The following is a 1451-nucleotide window of genomic DNA, read 5'->3' as shown; positions in this document are numbered from 1 at the left end:
GGCGCGTATGTACCGCTCGACCCAGCGTATCCGAGTGAGCGCTTGGTGCACATTCTCGCTGATGCGGCACCGAACATTGTGCTCGCGGATGCGGCCGGGCGTGCTGCGTTGGGCGACGCGGCGCTGGCCGAGTGTACGGTGCTCGATCCGACCATCCTGCCGGCGTTGCCGGACACGAATCCGTCGGTAGCCGGGCTGACGGCCCGGCATCTGGCGTATGTGATCTATACGTCGGGCTCGACCGGCACCCCGAAGGGCGTGATGGTCGAACATCGGGGCGTGGTGAACCTTGCTCTGGCGCAGATTGCCTGTTTTGGGGTGCAGCCAACCAGCCGCATTTTGCAGTTTGTCTCGTTCAGTTTCGATGTAAGCGCCTCCGACATTTTTACAACCTTAGGTTGTGGGGCAAGCTTGTATCTGTCTCCCGAGACGGCCCGGCATGATCGAAACGGATTATGGAACTATTTGATCAGGCATCAGATCACGCATGTCGCCTTACCCCCTGCGCTGCTTCAAAATGGTGAGGGACTGCCGCACCTACATACACCTTTAACTCTAATTGTGGGAGGTGAAACGCCCAGTGCAACGTTGGTTCGAGACTTAGCTGAACAAGGCACGGTCTTTAATGCCTACGGTCCCACGGAGACGACCGTTTGTGCCACAGCATGGCTTGGTGCACGTGATTTCAGCGGTGAGATCTCGATTGGCCGGCCGATTGCGAACATACGCGTTTATCTGCTCGATGCGCATGGGCAGCCGGTGCCACTGGGTGCGGTCGGCGAGTTGTATATTGGTGGTGCGGGGGTCGCACGCGGCTATCTGAACCGTCCGGCGCTGACCGCTGAGCGCTTTGTGCCGGATCCGTTCTCGATTGAGCCCGATGAGCGGCTGTATAAGACCGGGGATGTGGCGCGTTATTTACCGGATGGCAATCTGGAGTTATTGGGGCGCAACGATGAGCAAGTGAAGATCCGCGGCTTTCGGATTGAACCGGGTGAGATTGAAGCGTGCTTAACGGCGCACCCGCAGGTGCGCGACGCGGTGGTGCTGGCAACCGGTGAGGGCTCGGCTAAGCGGCTGGTCGCGTATGTGCAGGCCGAAGCGGACGAGCACCTGGCGAGCACGCTGCGTGCACAGGTGGCGGCGAGCCTGCCCGAGTATATGGTGCCCAGCGCGTTTGTGCGGCTCGATGCGTGGCCGTTGACGCCGAACGGCAAGCTCGATCGGCGTGCACTGCCCGCACCGGATGACGCCGCACTGGCGCATCAAGCGTATGAAGCGCCGCAGGGCGAACTTGAGACGACGCTGGCGGCGATCTGGGCCGAGCTATTGGGTGTCGAACGTGTGGGGCGGCACGACAGCTTCTTTGCGCTGGGGGGACACTCGCTGCTGGCCATGCGCCTAATCAATCGTGTACGCACAGCGTTAGGGGTTGACCTTGCTATTCGCAC

General features: G+C 61.0%; 1 protein-coding gene. It reads left to right on the top strand.

The features are described 5' to 3' along the window. Window positions 1-1451 (top strand): non-ribosomal peptide synthetase (locus B0O95_RS15155; RefSeq protein WP_146064132.1); only part of this gene is annotated, 1451 nt, incomplete at both ends.

This window comes from Mycetohabitans endofungorum (assembly GCF_002927045.1).
GTDB classification, from domain to species: domain Bacteria; phylum Pseudomonadota; class Gammaproteobacteria; order Burkholderiales; family Burkholderiaceae; genus Mycetohabitans; species Mycetohabitans endofungorum.
The sequence above is the reverse complement of the archived record's forward strand: the minus strand, read 5'-3'. Positions and strand labels throughout refer to the sequence as shown.